General features: G+C 72.4%; 21 protein-coding genes and 1 tRNA gene. 10 read left to right on the top strand and 12 right to left on the bottom strand.

Translation table 11 applies throughout. The annotated features are described in order from the left end of the window. The first annotated feature begins 20 nt into the window (after positions 1 to 20). Together ACF08W_RS04710 and ACF08W_RS04705 are read left to right on the top strand one after the other, a co-directional pair. Positions 21 to 1,208, top strand: a complete 1,188-nt coding sequence (locus ACF08W_RS04710) for a sensor histidine kinase (RefSeq protein WP_392278638.1) — start codon at positions 21 to 23, stop codon at positions 1,206 to 1,208. Then, the gene (locus ACF08W_RS04705; RefSeq protein WP_392278416.1) at positions 1,205 to 1,897 is read left to right on the top strand and encodes a response regulator; all 693 of its coding nucleotides are present in this window, start codon (positions 1,205 to 1,207) and stop codon (positions 1,895 to 1,897) included. Before ACF08W_RS04710 ends, ACF08W_RS04705 begins: the two co-directional genes overlap by 4 nt. Positions 1,898 to 1,937: 40 nt before the next feature. Here the strand turns inward: ACF08W_RS04705 and ACF08W_RS04700 are convergent, their stop codons facing one another. Continuing rightward, complete coding sequence (locus ACF08W_RS04700) at positions 1,938 to 2,420, bottom strand: MarR family winged helix-turn-helix transcriptional regulator (RefSeq protein ID WP_392278415.1); 483 nt, start codon at positions 2,418 to 2,420, stop codon at positions 1,938 to 1,940. Positions 2,421 to 2,642: 222 nt separating this feature from the next. On the opposite strand from ACF08W_RS04700, the gene ACF08W_RS04695 reads away from it, so the two are divergent. Genes ACF08W_RS04695 through ACF08W_RS04685 form a run of 3 tightly spaced genes read left to right on the top strand, consistent with a single transcriptional unit; the run spans position 2,643 to position 5,284 of the window. Next, a complete protein-coding gene (locus ACF08W_RS04695) occupies positions 2,643 to 3,866 on the top strand; it encodes a cytochrome P450 (protein WP_392278414.1) in 1,224 nt (407 codons plus the stop codon). A gap of 12 nt (positions 3,867 to 3,878) precedes the next feature. Then, entirely contained in the window at positions 3,879 to 4,076 is a 198-nt protein-coding gene (locus tag ACF08W_RS04690) for a ferredoxin (RefSeq protein WP_352280003.1), read from the top strand. Further along, positions 4,073 to 5,284 (top strand): NAD(P)/FAD-dependent oxidoreductase, encoded by a 1,212-nt coding sequence (locus tag ACF08W_RS04685; protein ID WP_392278413.1) that lies wholly within the window; start codon positions 4,073 to 4,075, stop codon positions 5,282 to 5,284. Before ACF08W_RS04690 ends, ACF08W_RS04685 begins: the two co-directional genes overlap by 4 nt. 140 nt (positions 5,285 to 5,424) lie before the next feature. Here the strand turns inward: ACF08W_RS04685 and ACF08W_RS04680 are convergent, their stop codons facing one another. Next, positions 5,425 to 6,861, bottom strand: a complete 1,437-nt coding sequence (locus ACF08W_RS04680) for a PLP-dependent aminotransferase family protein (protein ID WP_392278412.1) — start codon at positions 6,859 to 6,861, stop codon at positions 5,425 to 5,427. 93 nt (positions 6,862 to 6,954) lie between these two features. Here ACF08W_RS04680 and ACF08W_RS04675 point away from each other — a divergent pair, with 93 nt between their 5' ends. Together ACF08W_RS04675 and ACF08W_RS04670 are read left to right on the top strand one after the other, a co-directional pair. Next, positions 6,955 to 7,824, top strand: coding sequence for a PhzF family phenazine biosynthesis protein (locus ACF08W_RS04675; RefSeq protein WP_392278411.1), 870 nt, complete (start codon positions 6,955 to 6,957; stop codon positions 7,822 to 7,824). Positions 7,825 to 7,835: 11 nt separating this feature from the next. Beyond that, positions 7,836 to 8,807: an ornithine cyclodeaminase family protein gene (locus tag ACF08W_RS04670; RefSeq protein ID WP_385215626.1), complete on the top strand. Its 972-nt coding sequence runs from the start codon at positions 7,836 to 7,838 to the stop codon at positions 8,805 to 8,807. Positions 8,808 to 9,035: 228 nt separating this feature from the next. Here the strand turns inward: ACF08W_RS04670 and ACF08W_RS04665 are convergent, their stop codons facing one another. The 4 genes from ACF08W_RS04665 to ACF08W_RS04650 all read right to left on the bottom strand — a co-directional run bounded on the left by ACF08W_RS04665 (position 9,036) and on the right by ACF08W_RS04650 (position 14,795). After that, a complete protein-coding gene (locus ACF08W_RS04665; protein ID WP_385215623.1) occupies positions 9,036 to 9,863 on the bottom strand; it encodes an alpha/beta fold hydrolase in 828 nt (275 codons plus the stop codon). A gap of 182 nt (positions 9,864 to 10,045) precedes the next feature. Then, positions 10,046 to 12,460, bottom strand: a complete 2,415-nt coding sequence (locus ACF08W_RS04660) for a hypothetical protein (RefSeq protein ID WP_392278410.1) — start codon at positions 12,458 to 12,460, stop codon at positions 10,046 to 10,048. A gap of 728 nt (positions 12,461 to 13,188) precedes the next feature. After that, complete coding sequence (locus tag ACF08W_RS04655) at positions 13,189 to 14,190, bottom strand: alpha/beta hydrolase (protein WP_392278409.1); 1,002 nt, start codon at positions 14,188 to 14,190, stop codon at positions 13,189 to 13,191. Positions 14,191 to 14,721: 531 nt separating this feature from the next. Continuing rightward, positions 14,722 to 14,795 (bottom strand) — tRNA-Thr (locus tag ACF08W_RS04650). A gap of 179 nt (positions 14,796 to 14,974) precedes the next feature. Between ACF08W_RS04650 and ACF08W_RS04645 the strand changes: the two genes are divergently transcribed. The 3 genes from ACF08W_RS04645 to ACF08W_RS04635 all read left to right on the top strand — a co-directional run bounded on the left by ACF08W_RS04645 (position 14,975) and on the right by ACF08W_RS04635 (position 17,461). Further along, complete coding sequence (locus tag ACF08W_RS04645) at positions 14,975 to 16,111, top strand: sn-glycerol-3-phosphate ABC transporter ATP-binding protein UgpC (protein WP_352279043.1); 1,137 nt, start codon at positions 14,975 to 14,977, stop codon at positions 16,109 to 16,111. A gap of 176 nt (positions 16,112 to 16,287) precedes the next feature. Continuing rightward, positions 16,288 to 16,701, top strand: a complete 414-nt coding sequence (locus ACF08W_RS04640; RefSeq protein ID WP_352279042.1) for a hypothetical protein — start codon at positions 16,288 to 16,290, stop codon at positions 16,699 to 16,701. A gap of 49 nt (positions 16,702 to 16,750) precedes the next feature. Further along, on the top strand, positions 16,751 to 17,461 hold the full coding sequence (locus tag ACF08W_RS04635) for a nucleotidyltransferase family protein (protein WP_352279040.1): 711 nt from the start codon (positions 16,751 to 16,753) through the stop codon (positions 17,459 to 17,461). 206 nt (positions 17,462 to 17,667) lie between these two features. Here the strand turns inward: ACF08W_RS04635 and ACF08W_RS04630 are convergent, their stop codons facing one another. From ACF08W_RS04630 to ACF08W_RS04605, 6 genes are all read right to left on the bottom strand, one after another. Next, positions 17,668 to 19,263, bottom strand: a complete 1,596-nt coding sequence (locus tag ACF08W_RS04630; protein ID WP_392278637.1) for a DoxX family membrane protein — start codon at positions 19,261 to 19,263, stop codon at positions 17,668 to 17,670. A 167-nt stretch (positions 19,264 to 19,430) separates the two neighbouring features. Continuing rightward, positions 19,431 to 20,387 (bottom strand): 23S rRNA (guanosine(2251)-2'-O)-methyltransferase RlmB, encoded by a 957-nt coding sequence (gene rlmB, locus ACF08W_RS04625; protein ID WP_352279038.1) that lies wholly within the window; start codon positions 20,385 to 20,387, stop codon positions 19,431 to 19,433. A 124-nt stretch (positions 20,388 to 20,511) separates the two neighbouring features. Then, positions 20,512 to 21,912 (bottom strand): cysteine--tRNA ligase, encoded by a 1,401-nt coding sequence (gene cysS, locus ACF08W_RS04620; protein ID WP_385215606.1) that lies wholly within the window; start codon positions 21,910 to 21,912, stop codon positions 20,512 to 20,514. A gap of 81 nt (positions 21,913 to 21,993) precedes the next feature. Continuing rightward, the gene (locus ACF08W_RS04615; protein ID WP_392278408.1) at positions 21,994 to 22,401 is read right to left on the bottom strand and encodes a PPOX class F420-dependent oxidoreductase; all 408 of its coding nucleotides are present in this window, start codon (positions 22,399 to 22,401) and stop codon (positions 21,994 to 21,996) included. A 54-nt stretch (positions 22,402 to 22,455) separates the two neighbouring features. Continuing rightward, a complete protein-coding gene (locus tag ACF08W_RS04610; RefSeq protein ID WP_392278407.1) occupies positions 22,456 to 23,700 on the bottom strand; it encodes an MDR family MFS transporter in 1,245 nt (414 codons plus the stop codon). Next, positions 23,697 to 25,442: an ABC transporter permease subunit gene (locus ACF08W_RS04605; RefSeq protein WP_392278406.1), complete on the bottom strand. Its 1,746-nt coding sequence runs from the start codon at positions 25,440 to 25,442 to the stop codon at positions 23,697 to 23,699. The genes ACF08W_RS04610 and ACF08W_RS04605 overlap by 4 nt, the downstream gene beginning before the upstream one ends.

The raw sequence follows: 25,442 nt of genomic DNA, 5'->3' as shown, positions 1-25,442 counted from the left end.
CAGGAGAGAAGAGAACCGTGATGGTGACGAAGCGCCCCGACCCCGGCGCCCCGGGGATCCCGGCGGGCGGCGAGGCGCTGCCGTGGACGCGCGACGACGCCCTGGTCATGACCGGTGTGGCGGCCGTGGACCTGATCGGCTTCACCCTCAGCAGCCAGTCCGAGCAGGGCGACGTGCCGGTGGCCGGCTGTTTCCTCGTGGTGGTGGCCGCGCTGCCGCTGCTCGTCCGGCGCCGGACGCCGGTCCTGTCGTTCGCGGCCGTTCTGCTGCTGGGGCTGGTCCTGCACCTGAACGTGCCGATGAGCCAGCACTTCAATGCCGCGGTGGTCGTCGCGCTCTACACGGTCATCCGGTCCCGGCGCACGGCCGTGGCGGTCGCGGCGTCGCTGGCGGCCGTGACGATGTCGCTGGTGGACACGGCGTCGTGGCCGCAGCCACCGGTCGTGGACATCGTGGGCACCGTCTCCGCCGCGGCGGTCGTGGCGATCGCCGCGACCGTGATGAACCACTGGCAGCGGGACATCGAGGCCAGACGCCGACTCCTCGCGGAACAGGCGGTGGCGGCCGAACGGCGGCGTATCGCCCGGGAGTTGCACGACATCGTGGCGCACCACATCACCACCATGCAGCTGATGTCCGGGGGCGCCCGGGCCAACCTCGCCCGTGACCCGGAGGTGGCCCGGGAGGCGCTGGTCACGCTGGAGGCGTCCGGCCGGGTGGCCCTGCGCGAGATGCGGCAGCTGCTCGACGTGCTCCGGGCCGGGGACGAGTGGGAGAGCGAACCGACCGCCCCGCAGCCGGGCGTCGGCGACCTGGAGCGGCTCGTCGCCGAATCGTGCCGGGCCGGGCTCCCCGCCTCGCTCGACGTACGGGGCGAGGAGCGTGCGCTGCCGCCGAGTGTGGGCCTGAGCCTGTTCCGGATCGTCCAGGAAGCGCTCACCAACGCCCGCAAGTACGCCGGAGACGCGCGGGCCCACGTACGACTGGCGTATGCGCCGGACGGGGTGACCGTGGAGGTCTCCGACGACGGACCGGGCACCGGCCCCGCAGGACCGGGCAACGGATCGGTGCCCGGCTACGGTCTGGTCGGGATGCGCGAACGGGCCGTGCTGCACGGCGGCACCCTGGAGGCCGGGCCGCTGGACGAGGGCGGGTTCCGGGTGTCGGCCCGGCTGCCCCTGCGAACCGACGCGGGAGCACTGCGGTGACCGGGGCGACGACGCGCGAGCCGGCCATCAGGGTCCTGATCGCGGACGACCAACCGCTGGTACGCCGTGGGCTGGCGCTGATCCTCGGCCCCGACCCGGCCTTCGACGTGGTGGGCGAGGCCGCGGACGGCGAGGAGGCGGTCGCCCTCGCACACCGGCTGCGGCCCGACATCGTCGTGATGGACATCCGCATGCCGGTGCTCGACGGCGTCGCCGCGACGGGCCGGCTCACCCGGGAACTGCCCGGCTGCCGCGTCCTGGCGCTGAGCACCTTCGATCTGGACGAACACGTGGTGGCCGCCCTGCGCGCGGGCGCCTGCGGATTCCTGCCGAAGGACACCTCGCCCGAGGAACTGGTGGCGGCGATCCACGTGGTCCACACCGGCGAGGCGGCCGTCGCCCCCCGGCTCCTGACCCGGCTGATCGCCACCTACGTCACGGCCCCGCCGCGCCCCGCACCCCCCGTCACCGCCGACACCGGCGACCTCACCCCGCGCGAGGCCGAGGTGTGGCGCCTGATGGCCACCGGCCTCGACAACGCGGAGATCGCGCGGACCATGCGCGTCAGCACGTCGACCGTGAAGAACCACATCACCGCCGTCTTCGGGAAACTGGGCGTCCGCGACCGCGCCCAGGCCGTGATCGCCGCGTACGAGACCGGACTGATTCAGGCGGGCCGATCGGACTAGGACCTGTCTTAGGTGTACTGACCCTTGAGGTTGCGGTCCGTCAGCTCGTCGCGCCTTGTTCCGAGCGGGCCAGGGCGAGCCCTTCGAGGCGTTCAATGCCCTGGTTGAGTTCGCCGAGCAGGGTCACGAAGTCGCGCGTTCGCCGCTCGGTCCACCCCGTCGCCCCGATCAGGCGCGCGACCCCTTCGAGGCCGATCGCCCGGTCGGCCCGGAGCCGTTCCAACCCGAGGGCGGTGGGGCGGTACTTGCGCGCCATTCCACCGTCGGGGTCGGGGATGCGTTCCACCAGATCCTTGCGGAGCATCGCGCTGACCTGACGGTTGATGGTGGAGATGCCCACCTGGAACGTGTGGGCCAGTTGCTTGAGCGTGAGCGGCTCGCCAGCCTCCAGGCGCGTGAGCAGCACGTAGGCGGAGCGGTCCAGGCTCTGGCCGGAGCGTGGCCCGCGTGAGGCGACGAAGTGGCGGGACAGCAGCGTCAGCTCCCGCTCGAAGTCATTGAGCCGGTGCTCTCGTTCGTCCATGCCTCTGCCCCTCCTGTCAGCGCGTCCCTCCATCATCGCGCACGTCGCCGCCCCACCCTCCGAGGCCCCGACGCTCCGATGCCCGACGTCCCGATCTTGTGCATGATGCAATTGATGTGCATGATGAACTACCGTTGCACGATGCACATTTGGTCGAGGGCCGCTCTGTCCCCACACGCATGAGCACAGCTCTCGCCTCCCCCACGAGTAACGGAGTAACGCGTGAGCGCAGACCCTTCCGCAGGACCGTCCGCCATCACCTATCCGACCGAGCGATCGTGCCCGTTCAGCCCGCCCGCCGAGTTCGCCGGACTCCGCGCGGTTCCCGGGCTGCCGCGGGTCAAGGCGCTGGAGGGCGCCGAGCCCAGGCTGATCACCCGCTACGAGGACGCCAAGGAGGTCCTGTCGAGCCAGGGCATCTCCGCCAGGCTCGACAACCCGGCCTTCCCCCTCTTCAGCCCCGGCGACGTCCAGCAGCGCGACGACAAGTCGGAGAGCCTGATCCGCACCGACGACCCCGAGCACCTGGTACAACGCCGCCGACTGGCGCGGCACTTCACGGTCAAACGGGTCAACGCCCTGCGCGCCGACATCCAGCGGATCATCGATGACGCCGTGGACGATCTGCTGGCTTCCGACTCACCCGCCGACCTGATCGAGCTGGTGGCCCAGCCCATCCCGTCGCGGGTCATCTGCCTGCTGCTGGGCGTGCCGTACTCCGACCACGCCTTCTTCCGGAACGCCGCCTCCCGCGCACTCGCCGGCAACGCGGACCCGAGCGAGGTGCGCGTCGCCCTGGGCGAGCTGGCCCAGTACCTGGACGCGCTGGTGGGCGAGCGGCTCCGCACCGGCGGCGGCGACGACGTGCTGGCGCAGTTGGCCCGTGACCTGGTGATGCCCGGCACCATCGCCCGGGCCGAACTCGTCACCATCGGGATGACGTTGCTCGTCGCGGGCTTCGAGACCACCGGCAACATGATCGGCCTGGGCACCGCGCTGTTCCTGCGCCACCCCGACCAGCGCGACCTGTTCCTCGCCGGTGACGAGGCGGCGCAGGCCGAGGCGATCGAAGAAATGCTGCGCTACCTCTCGGTCGCGCAGCACCCCCGGCAGTTCGCCGTCACGGAGGACATGACGGTCGGCGGCTGTCCCGTCCGCGCCGGGGAAGGGGTGCTGATCTCCCTGCCCTCGGCCAACCGGGACGCGGCGGCCTTCGACGACCCCGACGTGTTCGACGTGCGGCGCCCCGCCCGCGGGCACCTCGCGTTCAGCCACGGCACCCACCAGTGCCTCGGTCAGGCGCTGGCCCGCCTGGAGCTGCTGCTGACCTTCCGCACCCTGTTCGCACGGGTGCCCACGCTGCGTGCGGCCGACGCGTCCCGGCCGTACGACATCAAGCAGCACAGCCGTGTCCACGGCCTCAACTCGTTCCCCGTCGCCTGGTAGGAGACCCCACACATGAAGATCACCGTTGACGAAGGCAAGTGCGTCGGAGCGGGCCAGTGCGTCCTGATCGCCCCGGACGTGTTCGACCAGCGCGACGAGGACGGTGTCGCCGTCCTCCTTTCCGAGGAGACGCCGGAGCGGGAACGCCCCCGTGTCGAGGAGGCGGCCCGGGTGTGCCCTGCCGCGGCCATTCTGTGGGACGGGCGGTGAGCCGCAGCATCCTCGTCGTCGGAACGGGCGCAGCCGGCCTGACCGTGGCGGAGGAACTGCGTCGCCTGGGCTACGACGACGCCCTCACCCTCGTCGGCGGGGAGGACCACCCGCCGTACGACCGACCGCCGTTGTCCAAGCGCTTCCTCAAGGGCGAGGCGGGACCCGAGCAGTTGTGGCTGGCGGGCCCCGACGCACTGGAGCGGCTCGACGCCTCCGAGTACCGGGGGCGGCGGGCCGTCGCCGCCGACCTCGCGGCACGCGTCGTCACCCTGGACGACGGGACGGCCCTGCCGTACACGGACCTGGTCGTCGCCACCGGCGTCGCTCCGCGCACCCTGCCCGGGACCGCCGGACTCCCGGGCGCCGTGACCCTCAAGACCGTTGAGGACGCGGCAACCCTGGCCGGGCGGCTGCGTCCGGGGCAGCGGCTGGTCGTGGTGGGCGGCGGGTTCCTCGGGACCGAGACGGCGTGGACGGCGCTGTCCCTGGGATGCGAGGTCACCTTGGTCACCCCGGCCTCCACCGTTCTGCCGGGACTCGGCCCCCACGTGGGCGCCCTCGCCGGGGAACGGCTCACCGCAGCAGGTGCCACCGTCCTCACCGGGGCGACCGTCGAGAAGATCCACCGAGGCGGCCGACTCCCCCGGGACGAGGGCCTGGAAGTACTCCTGGACAACGGCACCCGCCTCACCGCCGGGACCGTGCTCACGGCGATCGGCTCGGCCCCGGACGTGGACTGGCTCACCCGTACGGAGCTCGACCTGTCCGACGGCGTCCGCTGCGACGCCGTCGGCCGGGCGGCCCCGGGCGTCCACGCATGCGGCGACGTCGCGGCCTGGTACCACCCGCGAAGCGGCCGGCACCTGCGCCTCGAACACCGGATGCACGCCGGGGACCAGGCCCGCGTCGTCGCCGCCGATCTGCTGGGCCAACGGCGCGACCTGGAATGGGTGCCCTACTTCTGGACGGACCAGGGACCCCACAAGATCGCCGTACACGGGCTGATCACGCCCGAGGCGGAGTACGAGCCGCACGAGGCCGACCCGGAGGACGACCGGTTCACCGGGGTCTACCGGACGGACGGACGCGTGTGCGCCGTCCTCGGCTGGAACGCCCCGCGCCAGGTCCTCCGCCTCCGCCGCGAGCTGCTCACCACCCCGGGACCGACCGAGGCCCTCCCCCCGGCGGCCCCGAAACCCGCATGAGTGCCCGAAGCCCCTCCTGACGGGCAGGCCCCACGCCTGCTCGACCCCGTCCACCGGATCACTGATCGCCTACGACCCTTGACCGGGACATCGGACTACTCGTCCGGCACACCGCGAAGCGGCCCGGGGCGCGGGCTCCCTCAGGGGGCGTCGTCCCGGGCGGCATGGGCCTCGGTGAGTCTGTCGACCGCAGTGTCGAGCGCCTCGGGCGGGAGGGTGAAGGGAATGCGCAGGTAGCGGTCCAGGGCTCCGTCCGGGGAGAAGTGGAAGCCGGGTGTGAGGGCCAGGCCGTGCCTGGCGGCCAGGTCGGTCAGGCGTCGTGAATCGGTGTCGAGGAGTTCGAGCCACAGGGACAGTCCGCCTTGCGGTACCCGGAAGCGGCACCACGGCAGGGCCGACAGCCGCGCGGCGACGTGGTCCCGCTGATGGGCCAGTTGTACGCGCCGGCGGTCGAGGACCGCCTGTCTGCGTTCCAGCAGGCGGGCGGCGACGAGCCGGTCGAAGGGCGAGGGGGCGAGGGCGGCGGCAAGCGGAAGCGCCGCCAGTCGGCGGACGACGTCCGGGTGTGCGCGGATCCAGCCCACACGCAGGCCCGGCCACAGGGACTTGCTCAGGGATCCCACGTACACGATGTGCCGGTCACCCGCGCGTGCCGCGAGGCGGGGCGGCGGGGCGGCTGCCGCTGCCCCGCGCAGGTCGAGATCGCGCATGGTCTCGTCGAAGACGACCAGGGTGTCGTGGGAGGACAGCCGCCGCCCGAGTTCGGTGCGGTCGCCCTCGTCCATCAGCAGGCCGGTGGGGTTGTGGAAGTCCGTGACCAGGTAGGTCAGGGACGGCCGGGCCGTCGCGAGGGTACGGTCCAGGGCGGGGAGGTCCCAGCCGGTGGGGGTGAGGGGCTGGGAGACCAGCTCGGCCCCCGCGCCGCGGAAGAGGGCGAGCGCCCCCGGGTAGGTGGGCGAGTCCAGGACGACCCGGCTCTTGGACCGCAGGTATGCCGCGCTGAGCAGACTCAGCGCGGCATCGGCGCCGCTGGTCAGCAGGAGGTGTCCCGCGTCGGTCGTGAGCCCCTGGGCGTTGTAGAGGTCGGCGACGCCCGTGTGCAGCGCCGACGGCCGGCGGGCCCCGGCGGCGTCCCCGAGCAGCTCGGCGGGCAGTGTGTCGGTCGCTTCCCGCACGGCTTGGAGCAGTTCGTCGAAGGGTGCCGCGGGTTCCGCGACGGTCAGATCCAGCGGCGCCCCGTTCCTGCCCGCCTCACCCCGGTCGCTGGCCCACGGCGAGAGGCGGTCGTGCAGCCGGGGCGGCAGGGAGACGGTGCTGCCGGAGCCGGTCCGGGTGACGATCAGCCGCTCGGCGCGCAGGATCCGGTAGCTCGCCGCCACGGTGCCCCGCGCGAGGCCGAGCTCGTCGGCGAGGAGGCGCTCGGCAGGAAGCTGTGCGTCGAGCGGGAGCCGGCCGTCGTAGACGGCCTTCTCCACGGCATCGGCCAGCCTGCGCGCCAGCGTGCCCTCACCGTCGCGCCACTCGCCGAGCATCCGGGGGAACCGTGACGCGGGGATGCGCCGCACCACTCGATCCACATAGGCCACTTTACGCGGATTGGACCACGACAGCGGGGTCGGTGCCGCTTAGCGTCGAGACGTACCCCCGCTCCCGCACCGCCTGGAAGCCTCATGCCCCTGCACTACCGCCATGTCGACGTGTTCGCCGACAAGGCCTACACCGGCAACTCCCTCGCCGTCTTTCCCGACAGCTCAAGCCTGTCCACCGGGCAGATGCTCACGATCACGCAGGAGCTCCGCCACTTCGAGGCGATCTTCCTGAGCGGCACGGAAGGAAGTCATCGCGTCACCGCACGGGTCTTCGATCTCTTCGAGGAACTCGACTTCGCCGGACACCCGGTCCTGGGCGCGGCCGCGGTCCTGCACGAACGAGACGGCGCCCCCGGTCCCCGGCGCTGGACGTTCCACCTCTCCGGCAGGACCGTCGAGGTGTCCACCCGGCGCACCGCCGACGGCTACCACGCGGACCTCGACCAGGGAGCACCGGAGTTCCTCGCGACCGTACCGACGCAGGACAGGGCGGGGATCGCGGCGGCTCTGAACCTGCCCGTCCGGGCACTGGCCGATCTTCCCCTGGAGGTCGTCTCCACCGGCCTGCGCTACCTCGTCGTGCCGGTCGTGTCGGGGCTGCCGGAGGCGAGGATCGTCCCTGGCGACTTCGCCGAGGTGGTCGGGCGGTACGGCGCGCAGTTCGCCTACGTCCTCGACGTCCAGGCGCTGGAAGGCCGCCACTGGAACAACGACGGCGTTCTGGAAGACGTGGCGACCGGCAGCGCGGCCGGCTGTGTCGGCGCGTACCTGGCGCGGCACCGCGTCGTCCCCACCGAGAAGGAGTTCGTCCTGCGGCAGGGGCGCTTCACCGGCCGCCCGAGCCGACTCTCCGTCCTGCCCCAAGGCCGTCCCGACGCGCTGCGCAACGTCCGGGTCGGCGGCGCTGTGAGCCTGGTGGCCCGCGGAACGCTGGACACTCTGCCCGAGTGAGGACCCCTCTCATGCCCGGTTTCCCCCACTACACGCCCGACCGGATCCGCGCGGTCGTGGATCTCGCCGACCTCGTGGAGCCCGTCGCCGACGCCTTCACCGCGTTCAGCACCGTCGAAGACGCCCGGGCGCCCGTCATGGTGCTGCCCGTGGCAGAAGGCGGGGACTCCCACGTCAAGGCCACCTACCTGCCCGGGGGCCGTCACTTCCTTGTCAAGGTCGCCAACTGGTTCCCGGGCAACCGGGCGCGCGGCATGACCGAAGGCGGCGGGTTCGTCGCGCTCTTCGACGCGTCGACCGGCGCCGTCAGGGCCGTGCTGGAGGACGAGCACCACCTCTCCGACCTCCGCACGGCCGCCGCCGGAGCCGTCTGCGCCCGCGCGCTGTCCCGCCCGGACGCAACCCGCGCGATCGTCCTCGGCACCGGCAGGCAGGCCGAACTCCAGGCCCGCGCCCTCACCCTCGTACGCCCGGTCCGCCGGCTCCGTGTCTGGGGCCGCGACCACCGCCGGGCGCTCGCCCTCGCCGACCGCCTCGGCCAGGATCTGCCCCACGTCGACGTCACCGCGACCGCCGATCCGGAGCGGGCCGTGCGCCACTCCGACATCGTCGTCACCGCGACCGCCAGCCCCACCCCCGTCCTGTTCGGCTCCTGGCTCCGGCCCGGTCAGCACATCACCGCCCTCGGCGCCGACGACCCGACCAAGCGTGAACTCGACGGAGCCTGTCTGAACCGCGCCACCCGGGTCATCGTCGACAGCAGGGACCTCGCTCTCCGCCACGGGGACATCCACGCGGCCCTCGCCCGTGGAGAGATCACGCGGGACCGCGTGGACGGCGAGATCGGCGAGGTCCTGGCCGGCCGAGCCCCCGGGCGACGTACACCGGACGACATCACGGTCGCCAAGCTCATCGGCATCGGCCCCCAGGACCTCGCCGCCGCGGAGACGGTCCTCACCCTGCTGGAAAGGACCGGCGGATGATCTCCCCGCAGCGCCCCGTTCGCGCACGCGTCGCGACCCGCGCCTCCACGTAGTGACCGAAATCGGCCGCCAGGCGGTTCGGCGGGATGGCGCCCGCATACGGCACGCGTACGGCACGGACAACCGCGCCCGTGCGGGAATGGGCGGGTGGGTGGTGGCCCCGGGGCCACCACCCACCCGACTTCGAACGGTCCGCACCGCGGCCGTGGCCGGCAGCGGGGACGGAGGTCACCGGTTGAGGAACTCCAGCAGGTCCTTGTTGAAGCGTTCCTTGTCACCCGGCACCAGGGCGATGCCGTGCGAGCCGCCCTCGTAGACCTTCAGTTCCGCGTCCGCGATGAGCTCGGCGGACTTACGGCCGGTGGCGTCGATCGGCACCACCTGGTCGTCGTCGCCGTGCACGATCAGGGTGGGGACGTCGAACTTCTTGAGGTCCTCGTGGAAGTCGGTGGCGGCGAAGGCGTCCACGCAATCGACCCCGCCTTCGATGGTCTGCGCCATGGCCATGTACCAGAAGGCGTCCTTGTTGCCCTGGGTGACCTTGTTGCCCTCGCGGTTGGCACCGAAGAAGCCGACCGCCGTGTCCTTCCAGAACTGCGAGCGCTCCTTGAGGATGCCGGCCTTGATGTCGTCGAAGACTTCCTGCGGGACACCCTCCGGGTTGTCGGGGCCCTTCAGCATCAACGGCGGGACGGCGGAGAGCAGGACGGCGGAGCGGATCCTGGCGGTGCCGTGGCGGCCGATGTAGCGGGCGAGTTCGCCGCCGCCCATCGAATGCGCCACGAGTGTCACGTCCTGCAGGTCGAGGCTGCTGAGCAGGTCGTTCAGGTCGTCGGCGAAGGTGTCGAAGTCGTAGCCTCCGTACACCGGCGTCGAACGGCCGTGACCGCGGCGGTCGTGCGCGATACCTCGGTAGCCTGCGTCGGCGACGGCCTTCAGTTGGTCCTGCCACGCGTCACCGTTGAGCGGCCAGCCGTGGATGAAGACCACGGGTCGGCCACGACCCCAGTCCTTGTAGAAGATCTCGGTTCCGTCTCGCGTCGCACAGATCGGCATTGCGGGTCCGTCCTTTCCCTGCGGCAGGGAACATCGCTGTCCTTCCGAGGATCACCCGGTCACGCGTCGGTCACCACTCAAAATGTCACGGAATGTGACGTCATGGAGGCCGGGCGGGCCCGGGGCGGGCCCGCCCGACGGGGGACGGTGAGGGCGGGACGGGTGGTGGGGCGTGGTGCGGGTCAGGTGTGTCGGCGTCGGCGTCGGCGTGCGGGGCCGATCAGCAGAACGGAGCCCGCGGTCGCGCAGGCGAGTGCGGTCAGGGCGAGCGGGCCGCTGTTCGCGGCGCCGGTGTGGCTGAGTTCGCCGCCTCCACCGTGGCCGCCACCGTGGCCGCCGCCGTGGCCTCCGCCGTGGTCGCCGCCCGGGGGCTTCGTGTGGCCGGGGCCGGGCCAGGTGTGTGTCGGGTGGGGTGAGGGTGAGCTGCCGTGTGAGGTGTTGGTGAGGGTGCAGGTGACGTCGTCACCGGCGGTGAGTGTCACCTTCCCGTCGGCAGCGTCGACGTCCTGCCCTTCGGTGTCCGTGCAGGTCCAGCCGGCCGCCTGGTATCCCGCGGGGCCGTTCGACTCGCCGAGGGAGTACGTTCCGGGCGGTACCGGGACGTGGGTGACGTCGGCGCTGCCGCTCGTTCCGGAGAGGTTCTTCGGGCCGTCCGCGGTCAGGGTCCAGTCTCCGGGCTCCGCCGTCGCGCCGTGCTTGTTGGCGACATGCTTGACCAGGGTCAGCCAGGTGTCGTCCTTGTGTTCGCAGGTCACGGTGTTGCGTACGGTGAAGGTGTTCTCCGCCCGGGTCAGCCGTGCCTCGTAGGGGAGCACCTCGTCGGCGGGATCACCGTTGGCCGAGGTGATCCTGCGGCTGTCGAGGGTGCAGGTGTCGGGGACGGTCGTGGTCTCGGCGATCGTGGCGGCGTCACCGAGGAGGTAGCCGCCGCGCGGTACTCCCCACTCCTGGGGCGTGGCGGCCGCGGAGCCGGGTCCGGTCAGGGTGAGGCCGGCGTCGAAGCCGGGCGGCCGGTTGGCGTGCGGGTAGGTCTTTCCGTCGATGCGCCATTCCTTCTCGACGGTGATCTCGGCTTCCGCTTCCTCCCGCGGCCGGTTGTACACGGTGCAGCTGACGGCGGAGAGGCGGGGGACGTCCACGCCGAACGCCGGGTTCTGCGCCGTTCCGGAGTTGGTGACCGGCACCGGGGTGTCGGTGTCGAGATCGGTGCAGACGGCGTTGAGCCCGCCCTGCGTCACCAGGTCGTAGCCCGGTTGCTGGGCCTCGGCCACGGTGATGTCGGCGGATTCGGTACCGGCCGGATAGGTGGGTTCGAACGCGACGGCACCGGTGTTGTCCGCGGAGGTCTCCTGTGTGTCGGGCAGCCCGCCGATGCCGGGGGTGGTGGTCGTCGCGCTGAACGTCCAGCCCTCGCCCGCGGGAGTGGCCCCGGTGACGTCCTCGCCGGTGTTGTCCGCGGGCACGATCTGCTTGACCACGGAGAGCGTCCCGGCGCAGTTGCTGAGCGCGAGATCGGTCAGGGCCGCTCCGGCCCCCGCGAAGTCGGCGGTCTGGTAGTAGTCGGCGGTACGCGTGTTGGTGCCGTCGAACGCCTCCGTACCGGAGATGGCTCGGAGGTTCAGGCCGGACACCCCTTCGACGCCCCGGCCGACGCCCACGGCGATGACGCGCGAACCCTTCGCCTTGACCGCGTTGGCCGAGAAGATCCCGCCCTCGACATCGGCGAAGTGGGTGTGCGAACCGTCGCCCATGCGGGGGTTGTTCCAGTACGTCGGGTTCCCGTCGGTGAGGACGACGACCGCGTCGTAGTGCGGTTCGGCCTTGGCGACCGCGTAGAGCCCCTGGTCCCAGTTGGTGCCGGAGCCCAGGGTCCAGTCCGCGTAGAGGGCCTTGAAGGCGTCCGCGCCGGTCTGCGTCGACAGTGGCATCAGCTCGGGGTGGTTGCTGGTTCCGGTGCTGGGGGAGCCCCGGTCGAAGGAGAACAGCGCGGCCCGGGAGGGGGTGCCGGCCAGCGCGTCGACGAATCCGTTCGCCGCCGCCTTCAGCGCGGGCAGCGAACTTCCCACGGACGCCGAGAGGTCCAGGACCAGCGCGACGTTCAGGCCGCAGCTCTCCGGCAGGTCGGGGTTGTTCCGGGACTGCTGCCAGATGCCGCCGGAAGCGACGTACGGGCTGGCCGCGTAGTCGGTGCTGAACATGAAGTCGCGGGTCGAGGAGTACGTCCGCCCGCTCTCCAGCGCCGGTGTCAGGAACCGGTACGGGGACCGTACCGACCCCGACCCGCTCCCGGCACCGGTCCGCAGAGCGGTGTTGGTGTACCACCCGGGGGGCACGCCGTCCTCGGGCTGACCGACGTAGTAGCGGGCACCCTCATTGGCTCCGCCCGGGCCGGTGTCCGGCACGACGAAGCTGCAGTCCCCGTCACCGTCCGAGGTGCACCGCGCCCAGTCCGCGTCGAGGGGCGTCGTGGTGTCCTGCGAGGAGTACAGGGCGAGCCGCACCCCGGCCAACGGCCCGACCGTCGAGTCCGTGACCCGGTCACCTCCCGTCCTCACCGTGACCACGGAGCTGTCGGGCGTCGGCGGAGGGACCGTCATCGGAGCCGCTCCCAGCAAGGACACGAGCGCGACCGCACCTGCGAGCGCACGGCCCACGCTTCGGACCCGGCCCCGACGCCACCCCGGTGCAGCCGACACGCTGCTCGGCATACGCATGGATTCCCCTTCGAGCGAAATACGGAGAACCCAGACAAGCAGGTACTACAACAAAATTTTTACCATTAGTGCACATAGGGGCGTGTACGTCAGTGCGGTTCCCCACGTGGCGGGAGTGACTGACTCGATGGTCAGGGTGGGTCGACATCCGGTTCGTCGCGGACGTATCCGACCTCACCGGCCCCCGAGCGGCGGCGGCCGGTGAGGCGGAGGAGCCGTCGCGAGATCCGCAGCACGGCAGGTGCGCTGGTGTCGGAGCCCGGCAGCGGCCGGATGCGATCCGTTCGCTGTCGCCCGCGCAGTGCCGGCGACAGCGAACGGAGTGCACGTCGACGAACCGGGCTTCTGTTCATCGGGGGAACCTGTCGAAGTACCGGTGGCGGTCCGTGGCGATCCTCACCCGGCCTGGTTCGAGGCCACGCGCCGACCGTTTCCCCACGGCGCGAAGACCGCGGAGGACAACGCTCAGCAGTGGGACTGGACCACAACTGCTCCAGGGGGACTCGCCCAGGCTTCCGTACCCGGTCGCCGGAAGGGAGAGCGCCGCCGCCGTGGTCGCCCGAGAAGCGAAGGGCTCCCGGCCTCGCGGGCCTCCAACCGTCCTGCCCCCGCTACTTACCGCGTTCCACTCCCTGCGGGAGCGGGTGCAGGGCGTCGTGCAGCGCGCCGACAGTCTCCGCGATCGCGTTCTTGTACGAACGCGTTTCCCGGAGGCCGTTGAGCATCATGAAGTCATGAGGGACTTCGGGGTAGTGAGTGCTGGTGACCGGGACACCGGCGGCCCGGAGTTTGGCGACGTAGGCCTTGGCCGCGTCGAGCAGCACGTCGGAGTCGGTGATGACCAACGCCGGTGGCAGACCACGCAGTTGCTCCGTGCTGGCACGCAGCGGGGAAGCGGTCGGCTGAGTGCGCGTGCGCTTGTCCGGCGCGTAGGAGTCCCAGAACCACTCCATGCCGGGGCGAGTGAGCCAGCAGGACTCAGCGAAGCGCTTGTAGGAAGCAGTGCCGAACTCGGCGTCGGTCACGGGGTACAGCAGCGTCTGCTGGACGAAGCGCGGCCCGCCTCGCTGCTTGGCCAGCATGGTGACCGCGGCGGTCATGTCGCCGCCGACCGAGTCACCGGCGATGGCGAGCCGGGAGGAATCGACGTTGATCTCGCGGCCGTTCTTGGCGACCCAGCTGGCAGCGGTGTACGCCTGCTCGATGGGGACCGGGTACTTCGCCTCGGGCGAGGGGGTGTAGTTGACGAAGACCACCGTGGCGCGGGCGCCGTTCGCTATCTCGCGGACCAGCCTGTCGTGGGTCTTCGCGTTGCCGAGGACCCAGCCGCCGCCGTGGATGAACACGATCCCCGGGAGCGGGCCGGTGACCCCGGCGGGCCGGACGATCCTGATGGACACAGGTCCGGTCGGGCCTCCGGGCACAGTCCGTTCGCTGATCTCGGCGGCTGGTGCGGGCACGGGTCCGGCCTGAAGGTCGTCGAGGACCTTGCGGGCCGCCTGCGGCGTGAGTGTGTTGATCGGGGGGCCGCCCTTGGCGGCCAGGTCGTTCAGGAACTCCTGCGCCTTCGGCTCGAGCTTGACGGGAGGAACTCCACAGGGTGTGTTCTTCACGGTGGCCGCGACGCCTTCGGCAGCGGTCGCGGGGAGGGGCGCTTCGCTTCGTGCTCCGGTGGTACCGCAGGCACTGAGGGCCCCGGCAACGGTGACCAGCACTGCGGTGGCGCACAGGTGTCTGCGCCGACCGTGAGTACGTGAAATTGCGTTCATTACCTCTCGTTTCGCCAGAAGGTTCCCCCTGGGCTGAGCCTTCCCGGGGTCCATTCGACGAGCACCCCGGAATACGCCGGTGGAGTTGGTCCCCGTGGAGGAAACGGACGCCGCCCACTGCGCAGGTCGTCTACGGAGTTCGAGATCGCGAGCACGGGTGCGCAACGTCATGGGCACGACGCCGAGAACGGGATCCCCCGCGGGGCCGGCCGCGCGAAGCACTCGCAGGGGTGGACAATCCGGGAGCAACCGGACCGGGGGTGACCATCCGCGCTCGCCCCGCCGACGCGGTTCGAAGCGGGTACGCCCGTGGAGGTCCCGCCACGGAAAACAGAAAGACCCAGATCAGAAGGTTCCTGTCCTGGGTCTTCGCAGAGCCCCCTGTCGGATTCGAACCGACGACCTACGCATTACAAGTGCGTTGCTCTGGCCAGCTGAGCTAAGGAGGCGTGCCGGAGCAGTCTAACCAACGTCACACCCCTCGCGGTCCGGAAATTTCGCGGACCTCGAACTACTGACAGATTCCACATGTCCAGGTAGCGTCGCTGAAGGTTCACTCAAGTGGACCAGACCACTCCCGTCACTCGGATCGTCCGGCACGTTCCTGCCGGTGGAGGAGAAGATCAGCATGGCCAGCGTTACGTTCGACAAGGCGTCCCGCATCTACCCCGGCTCCACGAAGCCGGCCGTGGACCAGCTGGAGATCGACATCGCGGACGGCGAGTTCCTCGTCCTCGTCGGTCCTTCCGGTTGCGGCAAGTCGACCTCCCTGCGCATGCTCGCGGGTCTCGAGGACGTCAACGGCGGCGCGATCCGCATCGGTGACCGCGACGTCACGCACCTGCCGCCGAAGGACCGGGACATCGCCATGGTGTTCCAGAACTACGCGCTGTACCCGCACATGACCGTCGCGGACAACATGGGCTTCGCGCTCAAGATCGCCGGTGTCAACAAGACCGAGATCCGGGCGAAGGTCGAAGAGGCCGCCAAGATGCTGGACCTCACCGAGTACCTCGACCGCAAGCCGAAGGCGCTCTCCGGTGGTCAGCGCCAGCGTGTGGCGATGGGCCGTGCCATCGTGCGTGAGCCGCAGGTCTTCCTCATGGACGAGCCGCTGTCGAACCTCGACGCCAAGCTCCGCGTCTCCACCCGTACGCAGATCGCCTCACTCCAGCGCCGCCTGGGCATCACGACCGTGTACGTCACCCACGACCAGGTCGAGGCCCTCACCATGGGCGACCGGGTCGCGGTCCTCAAGGACGGTCTGCTCCAGCAGGTCGACTCGCCGCGCAACATGTACGACAAGCCCGCCAACCTCTTCGTGGCCGGCTTCATCGGCTCCCCGGCGATGAACCTGATCGAGGTCCCGATCACCGACGGTGGCGTGAAGTTCGGCAACAGCGTCGTCCCGGTCTCCCGCGAGGCGCTCTCCGCCGCCGCCGACAAGGGCGACACGACCGTCACGGTCGGCATCCGCCCCGAGCACTTCGACATCGTCGAGCACGGCGGCGCCGCCGCGAAGGCCCTGTCGAAGGACAGCTCGGACGCCCCGGCCGGCCTCGCCGTCTCGGTCAACGTCGTCGAGGAGCTCGGCGCCGACGGCTTCGTCTACGGCTCCGCCCAGGTCGGCGGCGAGGACAAGGACCTGGTCGTCCGCGTCGGCGGCCGCGCCGTCCCGGAGAAGGGCACCAAGCTGCACGTCGTGCCGCGCCCGGACGAGCTGCACGTCTTCTCGACCTCCACGGGTGCCCGTCTCACCGACTGACGCCCGCGCATCACGCGCTCAACGGCCCTGAACAGCCGTGAACGGCCCTGAAGCACCCGGCATATCGGGTGTTTCGGGGCCGTTCGTCAATGCGCAATTCGAAAAGTCCCCTCGAACCATCCCTCGCAAGAGTGACGGAATGTTGTCACGGCATTACCGGCCGCTACGCTCGCTGCGTGACCCACACTGCGCGCCGCATCGGCCGATCCCTTGCCTTCGTACTGCCCGTCGTGATGGTCCTCTCCGGGACTCTCGCTGTCACCAGCGTGCCGTGGGCAGCCCACAACTCCGAGCCGCAGGTCCTCGCCGCGGCGACGCACGACATCTCCGCGCGCCCCGCCACGCGCACCCCGCAGGACGCCCTGCGCGACCGGCTGCTCGTGGAGCTCCGGGAGAAGGACCCGGGCGTCGCCCTCACCGACCTCCAGCGCTCCGTCGAGGGCCGCCCCTCCCTCGCCCGGCACTGCATGTCGATCGCCCGGGCGCTGGGCCGCGCGGCCGTCGAGAAGTACGGCCCGACCCGCGCCCACCGCTTCTCCCGCCCCGTCTGCGACACGTCCTTCGCCTCGGGCGTCGCCCGGTTCAGCTGAACCGCCCGCGCCGGGCACCGCGTGCCGGGCACCGCATAGGGTGCCTGGCATGCATACGTATCCGACGCAGGCCGTGGTTCTGGCGGGTGGCCAGGGATCACGGCTGCGCCCGTACACCGATGACCGCCCCAAGCCGATGGTCGAGATCCCGGGCACCGGGACGCCGATCATCGGCCATCAGCTTTCCTGGCTGGCCGCCGAGGGCGTGACCGACGTCGTGGTGTCGTGCGGGCATCTGGCCGAGGTACTGCAGGAGTGGCTGGACTCGGCGGTGCTGCCGCTGCGCGTGACGACCGTCGTGGAGTCCGAGCCGCTGGGGCGCGGCGGCGGCCTGAAGTACGCGGCCGCCCGGCTCCCCGACCCCGAGCAGCCCTGGTACGCCACCAACGGTGACATCTGGACGCGCTTCTCCCTGCGCGAGATGGCCGCGTTCCACGCCGAACGCGATGCGACCGCCACCCTGGCCCTGGCCCGTCCCCGCATCCCCTGGGGTGCCGTCGAGACGGACGCGTTCGGGCACATCACCGACTTCATCGAGTCGCCGCCGTCCCCGTATCTGATCAATGCCGGGGTGTACGTCTTCTCCCCCGCCTTCACGGGGCTGCTGCCCGACCGGGGCGACCACGAGCGGACCACCTTCCCCCGGCTGGCCCGGGAACGCCGACTGGCCGGCTACCCGCTGCCGCACGGGGCGTACTGGCGGGCCATCGACACCGCGAAGGACCTCACCGAGGCCGCCAAGGAGCTCGACGAGCGGTAGCAGGAAGCAGGACGGGCCCGCGCGACGGACGCCCGCAGCGGACGGAGGGGCGGTCACCGGTACGGAAACCGGTGACCGCCCCTCTGTCGCAGGAACCTCCGTGGCAGGAACCTCCGTCAGGAACCTCCGTGGCAGGAACCCCCGTCAGGAACCTCCGGCGCGGGAACTTCCGTGGCGGGAACCTCCGGCGCCGGAACCGCCGTCGCTCAGCCGAGCAGGCCGCCGATCGGGTTCTGCCCGGCGCCGGACGAGGCGCCGTCGTCCGTACCGCCGCCGTTGTCGGAGCCGCCCGTGGAGCCGCCGCCCGTGCCGGTGGAGCCGGCGGACGTCGGGCCGGAGCTGCTGGCGGACGGGGGCTGCTGCGGGGTCGTCTGCTGCGGGGCCTGCTGCCCGGTGCCCTGGGTCTCGCTGGGCCGGCCGGCACCGGCCACCTGGCCCGCCGTCCCCTGCGTGGCGCCCGCGGTCGGGGTGGGCGGTGCGGTGGGCGCCACGGCGGCGCCGCTGCGGGACGGGGCGGGGCTGCGCTGCTCCGGGCTCTGCGACGTTCCGCCCGTACGGGACTCCTCCGGCAGCGGGACGCCGGGGAGCTGGTTGGTCGGGTCGCCGTTGGGGCCGGGCACCGTGACCACCCCGGAGGAGCGGACCGCGCCCCCGAGCACCGAGCCCACCAGCAGCGTCAGGCCCACGACCAGCGCGGCGCAGAGCGCGCCCCGGCGGAGCACCCGGCGGCGCAGGTCCCAGATGGCCGAGCGCGGGCCGAGCCTGCGCCATGCCTCACCGGCGAGCCGCCCGTCGATCGAGTAGACCGGCGCCCCCGCGATGATCAGCGGGCTCCACGCGGCGAGGTAGATGATGTCCGGCGCGTCGTAGGCGGCGACGGCGCGCCAGCTCACCGTGAGCAGCAGGGCGGCCGACAGCAGCGCGCCGACCGCCGCGGCGACCCGCTGCCAGAGGCCGAGAACGGTGAGGACGCCGACGACGACCTGGAGGAAGGCGACGCTGAGCCCGGCGCCGACGGGGTGCGCGAGCGCGAAGTCGCGCAGCGGCTCGGCCTGCGCCCAGGGGTGCAGCGCGGTCAGCCACTTGACCATGGAGCCACGCTCGCCGCCGTCGAAGAAGACGGGGTCGCAGAGCTTGCCCATGCCCGCGTAGATCGAGATGAAGCCGAGGAAGACCCGCAGCGGGAGCAGGACGACGCCGAGGTTCATCCGGCGGCCGGGGAAGTACGCGTTGCGCACCGAGTCGGCGCTCTCGCGCCCGTCGCGGGCCTCGGCCGTCTCCTCCGCGCCGTCCGCCCCGTCGTCGGGGAAGTCGTCGCCGTAGGCGTCGTAGCTGCCGGGCGGGAACGGGCCGTCGTCGGTGTCGTAGGCGCCGACCGCGCGGCGCATCGGCGGCAGCAGCGGCCCGCCGCCGTAGCCGCCCGGCTGGTGCGGGGCGGTGACGACGGGGGTGGGCTGGGTCTCTTCGAGGAGGTCGATGAGGCGGGTGCCGGCCGTGGCGGGCCCGCCGTCGCCTTCGGCGGGCGTCGCGTACGGGTCGTACCCGGTGGGGCGGCCCACGGCGGTGTTCCGCACGGCCTGGAGGAGTCCGCTGGCCCCGGCGTCGCCGGGCTCGGACCTGCCGCTCCACACGACGGGCGCGCGTCGGCCGCGGGCCGCTCCTGCACCGCTCATGGCGGGAATCCTGGGGGCGCCGGCCGGGGCCAGACCGCGCAGCCGCGGGCGCTGGCCGGGGGCGAGCCGCACCCGGAAGCTGGCGTGGTTGACGATGACCTGCGCAGGATCGCAGTCCACCTTGGCCATACTCAGGGCGGGTTGGTCGTCGAACCGAGGCGTTCTGGTGTCCACACTCATCTAACCGAGTGATGTGTGGTTAGGACACTGCCTTGACGGCCCCGATGTGTCCGAGGCCCGTCAATGGGGTCGGGTACGGGGGCGGACCTGCCGGGCCGCCCCCGTACCGCCGGGTCTCAGCCCCGGCGGCGGGCGACCTCGTACAGCACGATCCCGGCCGCGACACCGGCGTTCAGCGACTCGGCGCCGCCCGGCATCGAGATGCGGACCCGGTAGTCGCAGGTCTCGCCGACCAGGCGGCCCAGGCCCTTGCCCTCACTGCCGATGACGATGACGACCGGGCCGTCCAGGGCCTCCAGGTCCTCCACCGTGTGCTCGCCGTCGGCGGCGAGGCCGACGACGGTGAGGCCGGCCTTCTGGTAGCCCTCCAGGGCGCGGGTCAGGTTGGTCACCCGGGCGACCGGCGTACGGGCCGCCGTGCCGGCCGAGGACTTCCAGGCGCCGGCCGTCATCCCGGCCGCGCGCCGCTCGGGGACGACCACGCCGTGGCCGCCGAAGGCGGAGACGGAGCGGACGATCGCGCCGAGGTTGCGCGGGTCGGTGACCCCGTCGAGGGCGACGATCAAGGGGTCGTCGCCCTCGTCGTACGCGGCGGCGGTGAGGTCCTCGGGGTGCGCGTACTCGTACGGCGGGACCTGGAGGACGAGGCCCTGGTGGTTCAGGCCCTTGGTCATCCGGTCCAGCTCGGCGCGCGGGGCCTCCATCAGGTTGATGTTGCCGCGGTCGCCGGCGAGCTGGAGGGCCTCGCGGACCCGCTCGTCGTTGTCGATGTACTGCTGGACGTACAGGGTGGTGGCCGGGACGCCGTCGCGCAGGGCCTCGTAGACCGGGTTGCGGCCGACGACCATCTCGGAGGAGCCCTTGACGCCGCCGCGGCGCGGGGCGGGGCGGCGGGTCGCGGCCTGCTTGGCCTGGGCGTTGGCGATGCGGTTCTTCTTGTGCCCCTTGCGGGCGGAGGCGGGCGGCGTGGGGCCCTTGCCCTCCAGGCCACGGCGTCGCTGGCCACCGCTGCCGACCTGCGCGCCCTTCTTGTTGGACGTGCGGCGGTTCCTGCGCTGGCTGTTCCCGGCCATGACCTACCTGTTTCGTTTGCTGCTCAGAGATGCGCGTCGGACGTGCGTGTCGGACGCGCGCGTGTCGGACGTGCGTACGTAAATGAAGTGTGCCGCCCGGGAGGCCGGACGGCACACTCGGGGCCTACGAGCGTGGGCCGAGGGTCCAGCGTGGTCCGGACGGGCTGTCCTCGATGACGAGCCCGGACTGGCCCAGCTGGTCGCGGATGGCGTCGGCCGCGGGCCAGTCCTTGCGCTCCCGGGCCGCCTGCCGCTGGTCCAGGACCAGGCGGACGAGCGTGTCGACGATCCCGTGCAGGTCGTCGCCGCGGTCGTCGCCGCCGGCCCAGTGGTCGTCGAGCGGGTCGAGGCCGAGGACGCCGAGCATCGCCCGGACCTCCGCGAGCCGGGCGACCGCGCTCTCCTTGTCGTCGGCGGCCAGCGCGGAGTTGCCCTGCCGGACCGTGGTGTGGACGATCGCGAGCGCCTGCGGGACGCCCAGGTCGTCGTCCATCGCCTCGGCGAAGGCGGGCGGCACCTCGGTGGCGGGGGCGACCTGCTCGCCCGCCTTCTCGGTGACGCGCTGGACGAAGCCCTCGATCCGCGCGAACGCGGACTCGGCCTCGCGCAGGGCCTCCTCGCTGTACTCGATCATCGACCGGTAGTGCGGGGTGCCGAGGTAGTAGCGGAGCACGATCGGGCGCCACGCCTTGACCATCTCGCTGACCAGGACCGAGTTGCCCAGCGACTTCGACATCTTCTCGCCGGACATGGTGACCCAGCCGTTGTGCACCCAGTACTTGGCGAACTCGTCGCCGTACGCCTTGGCCTGGGCGATCTCGTTCTCGTGGTGCGGGAAGATCAGGTCGATGCCGCCGCCGTGGATGTCGAAGGCGGTGCCGAGGTACTTGTGCGCCATGGCGGAGCACTCCAGGTGCCAGCCGGGGCGGCCGCGGCCCCACGGGGTCTCCCAGCTGGGCTCGCCCGGCTTGGCCGCCTTCCACATGGCGAAGTCGCGCTGGTCGCGCTTGCCGGTCTCGTCGCCGGAGGGCTGGCGCAGGTCGTCGAGATCCTGGTTGGAGAGCTCCAGGTAGCCGGGGAAGGAGCGCACGTCGAAGTAGACGTTGCCGTCCGCCTCGTAGGCGTGACCGCGCTCGATCAGGCCCCGCATCATCTCGATCATCTCGGGCACGTGGCCGGTCGCACGCGGTTCGTAGGTGGGCGGGAGGCAGCCGAGCGCGTCGTAGCCGGCGTTGAACGCCCGCTCGTTCTCGTAGCCGATGGCCCACCACGGGCGGCCCTGCTCGGCCGACTTCGCGATGATCTTGTCGTCGATGTCGGTGACGTTCCGGATGAACGTGACGTCGTAGCCGCGGTATTCGAACCAGCGGCGCATGATGTCGAAGTTCAGCCCGGACCGGATGTGCCCGATGTGCGGAGCGGCCTGGACGGTCGCGCCACAGAGGTAGATCGAGACACAGCCCGCGGTGAGCGGGACGAAGTCACGGATCTGCCGGGCGCTGGTGTCGTACAGGCGAAGAGTCACGCCTCCAGGGTAGTGGGCGCGCACCAGTGCCCCGCGACCTCTTGGCACATCGCGGGGCGGACTTCGTGGCGCGGCGGCGGTTCAGACCCGGCCGACGACCTTCCTCGGCGTGATCCGGACGATCACCCGCTCCGCGTCGTCGTTCGCGGCCGAGGGGTTGAACTCCGCGAACTTCTTGCCGGTGTACTTCAGCGACAGCTCGTTCATGAGGTCCTCGGCGCCCTCGGTGGTCAGCTCGGCGGTGCCGCGGATCTCGGCGTAGGTGTAGGGGGCGGCGAACGGCTGCACGACCACGGAGACCCGCGGGTCCCGGCGCAGGTTCTGCTCCTTGCGGCGGCCCACCGAGGTCGAGATCAGCAGGTCGTCGCCGTCCCGTTTGACCCAGACCGGGGAGAGCTGGGGGCTGCCGTCGGGCTGGATGGTGGCGACGGTGACGAAGACGGGGCTGTCGAGGAGTTCCTTGAGTCCTGCGGAGAGTGCGGCGGTCATGGCGTACGTCCTCCCGAGACGATCGGTGCTTCCTTCTGGTGACGCAACCTCCGCTCAGCCGCTCCGATTCCCCTTTTCCCGGCCGTTCACCGGAAGGGTGGACGCCAGCACGGCGCCGGTCAGCGGTACGGCGGCGAGGACCGCCCAGCGGAGGGGGCCGGGCGCCTGGAGCAGCGCCCCGGTGGCGGCGCTGCCGAGGAGCACGGCGATCCCGGAGACGGACGAGAGCGCCCCGGTGGCCAGCCCGAGCCGCCGGTCGTCGACCAGGTCCGGTACGAGCCCGCGCGCGGCCGGGACCAGCACCATCTGGCCGAGGGTGAGCAGGACGACGAGGACGGCCCCGGGCAGCAGCCCGCCGGGCCCGGCGGGAGCGAGCGGAACGGCGGCGAACCCGGCGGCCACGACGAGCAGCCCCGTGACGAGCGCGGTGCGCGGGGCGATCCGGCGGGCGGCGAAGCGGGTGAGCGGCAGTTGGACGCAGACGACCAGCAGCGAGGAGAGCGCGAACAGCCAGCCGAGCGCGGACTGCGACCCGGTGGCCTCCTCCACCTCGGCGGGCAGCGCGAGGTAGAGCTGGTTGTACGCGATCAGGTAGCCGCTGTACGCGAGGCAGAGCACCAGGAAGGGGCGGTTGCCGAACACCTCGCGCACGGAGTGCCGGGGGTGGGCCGTACGGGTGACGGGGGCGCGGCGGGGCATCAGCCGGGCGTGTCCGGCGAGGACCGCGACGAAGACCAGCGCGCCCGTGAGGCAGGTGGCCCGGAAGCCGTCGTCGAGGAGCAGGAGCAGGGAGCCGAGCAGCGGTCCGACGAAGGCCCCGGCCTGTCCGGCGGCGGAGAAGACGGCGAGGACCTGGGCGCGCGGGGTGCCGGTGGCCCGTTCGTGGCGGACGGCCTCGCGGGCGGTCTCGGACTCGACGGCGGGCGAGAACAGCGCGGCGGCGAAGCCGATCAGGACCACCGCGGCGATGACCGTCGCGGTCGATCCGGCGACGGCCAGCCAGCCGAATCCGGCGATCCGCAGGGCGCAGCCGGCGAGGACGACGGGCCGGGGCCCGTACCGGTCGGTGAGGGCGCCGCCGACGACGAAGAGGCCCTGCTGGCTGAAGGTGCGCAGGCCGAGGACGAGGCCGACGAGCCAGCCGGCCATGCCGAGACCGGTGCCGAGGTGCCCGGCGAGGTAGGGCAGTACGGCGTAGAAGCCGATGTTGAAGGCGAACTGGGTGGTGGTGAGGAGGCGGAGGTAGGGGGTGGTGGTCCGTACGGGGGTCCCGACCGCCTCCGTCCCGGGGGCCGTCACGGCGCCTTCGTCCGGCCGCGGGCCGCCGTCGCGATGCCCTTGCGGCCGCGGACCGCCGTCGCGGTGAGGACGGTCAGGGCGCCGAGGACGGCCAGGGCGGCGGCCGGGGCCAGTACGGGCCAGGGGGCGCGTTCGGCGTACGGGAGGTTCTCCGCGAGCATCCGGCCCCACTCCGGCGCCGGGGGCTGCGCGCCCAGGCCGAGGAAGCCGAGCGAGGCCAGCGCCAGGGCGATGGCCGGTGCGCGCAGCACGGCGTGGCGCAGGACCGGGGGCAGCACGGCGGGCAGCAGGTGGCGCCGGGCCACGTGCCAGGGGCCGGCGCCCGCCGCGCGGGCCGCCGCGATGTGCGGGGCCGCCTTCTCCTGGGTGTACAGGGCGGTGGTGTGGGCGGCGAGCGGGGCCCAGGCGACGGCCGCCACGGCGAGGGCGGCGCCCCACGGGCCGGGGCCCGCGATGCCCGCGACGACCAGGCCGGAGAGGATCGCGGGCAGGGCGTTGGCGCTCTCGGTGAGCGCGCCGGCCCGCACCGCGCCGAGGGCCAGCCCGGCCAGCAGGGTCGCGGCGGAGACGGCGAGCGCGGTGAGGACGGTGCGGGCGGCGCCGTGGCCGAGGCGGGCCAGCACGTCGCGGCCGAGCTGGTCGGTGCCCAGGGGGTGGGCGGCGGACGGGGCGGCGAGCCGGGCGGCGGCGTCGACGTGCAGCGGGTCGCGCAGCAGCCCGGCGACGGTGACCGCGACGAGGAGCGCAGCGAGCAGCACGGCCCCGGCGGTGAGCAGCCGCCGGGCGGGCAGCACCGGGGGGACCAGCGCGGGGAGGGCCCCGTCGCGCAGGGCGGGGCCGAGCAGGGTGCGGGCGGCGAGCCGGGTGACGGCACCGGCGAGGACGCCGAGGAGCAGCAGGACCAGTACGCAGGACTGGAGGACCGGCAGGTCCTGGGCGAGGGCCGCGGCCAGCGCCGTACCGCCGAGGCCGGGCACGGCGTACAGCGTCTCGACGGCGACGGCGCCGCCGGTGAGTCCGACGACGACCAGGCCGAGCTGGGGCAGCAGTCCGGGCAGGGTGCGGCGCAGGGCGTGCCGGGCGACGCGGCGGCCGGGCAGTCCGCCCGCGGCGGCCGCCCGCGCCCACGGTTCGGCGAAGGCGGCGGGCAGCGCGTCGTCGAGCAGCCGGCCGAGCAGCGCGCCCGCCGGTACGCCCATGGCGAGCGCGGGCAGCACCGCCTGGGCGGGGCTCCCCCAGCCGAGCGCGGGCAGCCAGCCGAGCCGTACGGCGACGATGGCGGCCAGCACGGCGGCGAGCAGGAACTCCGGCAGCGCGGCGAGGACGGCGGCGAGCGCCCCGGCCCGCGCGGTGACGATCCGCCGGCGCGCCCCGCGCCGCAGGGTGCTCGCGCAGAGGGCGGCGGCCAGTGCCAGGGCGACGGCGAGCGAGAGGCCCATCAGGGTGAGCGAGACGCCGAGCGCGGACCGGACGTCGGGGGCGACCGGCTGCCCGGAGACCCAGGAGGTGCCGAGGTCGCCGTGGAGCAGCCCGGCCAGCCAGCGGCCGAGGACGGTGAGCGGGCCGCCGTCGAGTCCGGTCTCGGCGCGGATCGCGTCGAGGGTCTCGGGGGTGGGCGGCCGGTCGGCGTACCGGGCGTGCAGGATCGTGAGTGCCGGGTCGGTCCGGGTCAGCCGGGGCAGCAGCCCGATGACGGCGACGACCGCGAGGAGGGTGCCCAGCCGCCCCGCCAGGTGCTTCAC

This window comes from Streptomyces sp. NPDC015144 (genome assembly GCF_043079735.1).
GTDB lineage: Bacteria > Actinomycetota > Actinomycetes > Streptomycetales > Streptomycetaceae > Streptomyces.
Note: the sequence above shows the minus strand (reverse complement) of the source record. Positions and strands in the feature narration are given on the sequence as shown.

Bases quoted from the DNA above. Each gene is read 5' to 3' on its own strand.
- ACF08W_RS04710 (WP_392278638.1), top strand. From the start codon at position 21: ATGGTGACGAAGCGCCCCGACCCCGGCGCCCCGGGGATCCCGGCGGGC.
- ACF08W_RS04700 (WP_392278415.1), bottom strand. From the start codon at position 2,420: ATGGACGAACGAGAGCACCGGCTCAATGACTTCGAGCGGGAGCTGACG.
- ACF08W_RS04690 (WP_352280003.1), top strand. From the start codon at position 3,879: ATGAAGATCACCGTTGACGAAGGCAAGTGCGTCGGAGCGGGCCAGTGC.
- ACF08W_RS04675 (WP_392278411.1), top strand. From the start codon at position 6,955: ATGCCCCTGCACTACCGCCATGTCGACGTGTTCGCCGACAAGGCCTAC.
- ACF08W_RS04670 (WP_385215626.1), top strand. From the start codon at position 7,836: ATGCCCGGTTTCCCCCACTACACGCCCGACCGGATCCGCGCGGTCGTG.
- ACF08W_RS04665 (WP_385215623.1), bottom strand. From the start codon at position 9,863: ATGCCGATCTGTGCGACGCGAGACGGAACCGAGATCTTCTACAAGGAC.
- ACF08W_RS04660 (WP_392278410.1), bottom strand. From the start codon at position 12,460: ATGACGGTCCCTCCGCCGACGCCCGACAGCTCCGTGGTCACGGTGAGG.
- ACF08W_RS04645 (WP_352279043.1), top strand. From the start codon at position 14,975: ATGGCCAGCGTTACGTTCGACAAGGCGTCCCGCATCTACCCCGGCTCC.
- ACF08W_RS04635 (WP_352279040.1), top strand. From the start codon at position 16,751: ATGCATACGTATCCGACGCAGGCCGTGGTTCTGGCGGGTGGCCAGGGA.
- ACF08W_RS04630 (WP_392278637.1), bottom strand. From the start codon at position 19,263: ATGGCCAAGGTGGACTGCGATCCTGCGCAGGTCATCGTCAACCACGCC.
- rlmB (WP_352279038.1), bottom strand. From the start codon at position 20,387: ATGGCCGGGAACAGCCAGCGCAGGAACCGCCGCACGTCCAACAAGAAG.
- ACF08W_RS04615 (WP_392278408.1), bottom strand. From the start codon at position 22,401: ATGACCGCCGCACTCTCCGCAGGACTCAAGGAACTCCTCGACAGCCCC.